This window comes from Tianweitania sp., from assembly GCF_032053605.1.
Lineage (GTDB): Bacteria > Pseudomonadota > Alphaproteobacteria > Rhizobiales > Rhizobiaceae > Tianweitania.
The window spans coordinates 1-3,371 of sequence record NZ_DAMBUH010000188.1; the positions used below are offsets into that span (position 1 = coordinate 1).

At 61.9% G+C, this 3,371-nt stretch carries 4 protein-coding genes; all 4 read right to left on the reverse strand.

The annotated features are described in order from the left end of the window. Positions 1 to 260: 260 nt before the first annotated feature. Positions 261 to 839: a NifU family protein gene (locus RTX98_RS20505; RefSeq protein ID WP_189503998.1), complete on the reverse strand. Its 579-nt coding sequence runs from the start codon at positions 837 to 839 to the stop codon at positions 261 to 263. Positions 840 to 931: 92 nt separating this feature from the next. After that, positions 932 to 1,423, reverse strand: coding sequence for a universal stress protein (locus tag RTX98_RS20510; protein ID WP_312798735.1), 492 nt, complete (start codon positions 1,421 to 1,423; stop codon positions 932 to 934). Positions 1,424 to 1,571: 148 nt separating this feature from the next. Next, positions 1,572 to 2,639 carry a tryptophan--tRNA ligase gene (trpS, locus tag RTX98_RS20515; protein ID WP_312798736.1) on the reverse strand — a complete coding sequence of 356 codons (1,068 nt, stop codon included), beginning with the start codon at positions 2,637 to 2,639 and terminating at the stop codon, positions 1,572 to 1,574. A gap of 117 nt (positions 2,640 to 2,756) precedes the next feature. Further along, positions 2,757 to 3,371, reverse strand: a 615-nt coding sequence (locus tag RTX98_RS20520; protein ID WP_312798737.1) for a YeeE/YedE thiosulfate transporter family protein, incomplete at its 5' end; no start/stop codon positions are given.

Sequence of the window (3,371 nt, forward strand, 5' to 3'; positions counted from 1 at the left end):
ATGACCACCCGACGCCGATAGTATGCACCAATTGCAATATACAAGGATGAGGACCATTGTGCCTGTCGCCTAGGTGGTCAACGTGGCAGCCGGTTGATCAACCGGGCTGATCGAGCCCACCAAGTACTTCGAAGCTTAGCGGGACGGTCCTCATCCTGAGGTGCGAGCCCGCACGGCATCACCGGACCAAGCGCTCACTTTAGCATGGCGAGCCTCGAAGGGCGCACAACCGTACGTCCATTCGAATCAAACGGCGTGGCTCAGACGACCTGCTCGACCTGCTGCACTTCAGGCACGAAGTGGCGCAGCAGGTTCTGGATGCCGTGCTTCAGCGTGGCGGTGGAGGATGGACAGCCGGCGCAGGCGCCCTTCATGTGGAGGAAGACGGTGCCGTTCTCGTAGCCACGGAAGGTGATATCGCCGCCGTCCTGCGCCACAGCCGGGCGCACGCGCGTGTCGAGCAGTTCCTTGATGGTGACCACGATATCCTGATCGGCGGCATCGAAGAATTCTTCGCCGCTTTCGGCATCTTCGCGCGCCTGCGTCGTGGCCGCGCTCGTCATGACCGGCAGGCCGGCCATGAAATGCTCCATGATCGCGCCGAGGATCGCCGGCTTCATGTGCTGCCAGTCCTGGCCGTCCTTGGTGACGGTCACGAAATCATAGCCGAAGAACACGCCGGTCACGCCCGGAACATCGAACAAGCGGGCAGCCAGCGGCGAGGCGTCGCGTGCGCTCGGCGCATCGCGGAAATCGGCGGTGCCGTCCGCCATCACCACGACACCCGGCAGAAATTTCAGCGTGGCGGGGTTCGGCGTGGATTCAGTCTGAATGAACATGGCGGAACTCCGCTCTCAACCTGTTTGGAATGGTTCTAAATAGACCTTGCAACTCAGCTTTACAAGTGAGCTAGGACTGCGTGGTCACCCGGTCAGGCGAGGTTCTCCATGTCTTGGTCGGACAGTGTTTGCGGCACGATGGTCACCGGAATCGGGAAGCCGCCGCCCTTAGCGATGGTGGCCATCACCAACGGGCCGGGTCCCTCCTTGGCTGCGCTTGCGGCGAGAACCAGGATCGCAATGTCCTGATCTTCTTCCACCTGCGCCAGGATCTCGTCCTTGGCAGCACCCTCACGCACGATCAGCTCCGGCTCGATGCCGAGCGTTTCACGGATCTTGGTTGCAAAATTGTCGAGGGTAAGCTTGGCGCTGGCCGTTGCTTCCGCGCGCATGACCTGTTCGACGCCGAGAAACTGCTGGAAATCGGCATTCTCGACCACGAACAACAAGACCAGCACCCCGCCGGTGGATTTGGCGCGACGCGAGGCGTAGGCGACGGCCCGCTCGCATTCCGGTGTCTCGTCGATCACCGCCAAGAACTTACGGCGATGGCCGGTTTCACGGCTCAATCGTCTGGATACCATGATCTTTCCCCAGAGCTTTAATCAGCGCGGACAATGCCACTTGGTTGAACCAGGAACAAGTCTACCGGCCTTGTAGACATTGACGCGGGGCTGTGCCGCACCGTCCGCTGTTTCCACCAGCGTGATGACATAGCGTTTTGCCGGCTTGTTAGTCCTGCAGGAAGCCGATGATCTGGCGCACCTGCTTCATCGTGCCCTCGGCGATGGTGCGGGCACGCTCGCCACCATCCTTGAGAACGGCATCGACGTAAGCCGTGTCAGCCTGAATGCGGCGCATTTCGGATGCGATCGGGGCAAGCTTTTCCACCGCCAGATCGGCCAGTGCCGGCTTGAACACGGAAAACTGCTGGCCGCCATATTCAGCGATCACGGCTTCGCGCGTTTGATCGGACAAAGCGGCATAGATGCCGATGAGGTTGTCGGCTTCCGGGCGGTCCTTGAGGCCGGCGAGTTCGCTCGGCAGTGCTTCCGGGTCGGTTCGGGCCTTTCGGATCTTCTTGGAGATGGTGTCGGCATCATCCGTCAGGTTGATGCGCGACAGATCCGACGGGTCGGACTTCGACATCTTCTTGGAACCGTCGCGCAGGCTCATCACGCGCGTTGCCGGTCCCTCGATCATCGGCTCGGTCAGAGGGAAGAAGCCGTTGACCTTCTCTTCGCCCATCATCAACTCCACGCCGATACCGAGATCGGCGATGCGATGCGAAAAGTCGTTGTTGAACTTCATGGCGATGTCGCGGGTCAACTCGATATGCTGCTTCTGGTCGTCGCCCACCGGCACATGGGTGGCCCGGTAAAGCAGGATGTCGGCGGCCATCAGGCTGGGGTAGGCAAGCAGGCCGAGCGAGGCGTTTTCGCGGTCCTTGCCGGCCTTGTCCTTGAACTGCGTCATGCGGTTCATCCAGCCGATGCGCGCCACGCAGTTGAAGATCCAGGCGAGCTCGGCATGCTGCATCACCCGGCTCTGGTTGAACACGATGTGCTTGGTCGGATCGATGCCGGCGGCGAGGTAAGCGGCCGTGATGGAGCGGGTCTGGGACGCCAGATCTTCATGCACGAGCTGCGCGGTGATCGAATGCATGTCGACCACGCAATAGATGCAGTCATGCTCGTTCTGCAGCGCGACGAACTTGCGGATCGCGCCGAGATAATTGCCGAGATGCAGATTGCCGGTGGGCTGGACGCCGGAAAAAACGAGCGGCTTGAAAGAGGACATGAGCGCTGTTCCACAAACAGAGCGGCATCCGGCTTGGAACCGGATGCCCTAGGAATTCGCGTGGCTTATGAACGAGCGGACCCGCCCGCGCAAGAACCTCGCGCGGGCTTGGGTTCGCTAGCCGTCGATGCGGCGCACCTGACGCTCGGCGAAGAAGAAAGGCCGCATGTGGGCGCCGAGGATGTTGCCGGCGAAGGCTGCGACTGCCCATAGATAACCATGCACGCTGCCGGAGATGATGCCGGAGAAATAAGCGCCGATATTGCAGCCATAGGCGATGCGGGCGCCGTAGCCGAGCAACAACCCACCGACCACGGCGGCAACAACCGAACGCAGCGGGATCTTCAGGCTGGGTGCAAAGCTGCCGGCGAGTGCCGCAGCCAGCATGGCACCGGCGATAATGCCGAAGTCCATGATGGAGGTGATGTCGGCAAACACGCTTTCCTGCAGCGCCTTCGCATTCGATGGCGTCTGCCAATAGGACCAGGCGGTCGGGTCGATGCCGATCGCCTGCGCGCCCTTTGCGCCCCATAGCGCGAAGGCCGAGGTCACACCCCAGGGACGGCCGGCAAGCGCCAGCGTGGCGAAGTTGAAGATCACCAAGGCAACCGCGCCCCAGACGAGCGGCCAAGGACCGCGCAGGAAGCGCGACAAGCCCTGACGCGGTGACGCGGGTGCCTGTTCGAGCGCGCCGTTGCGGCGCTTCTCGACCAGCACGGTGATGCCGGCGAT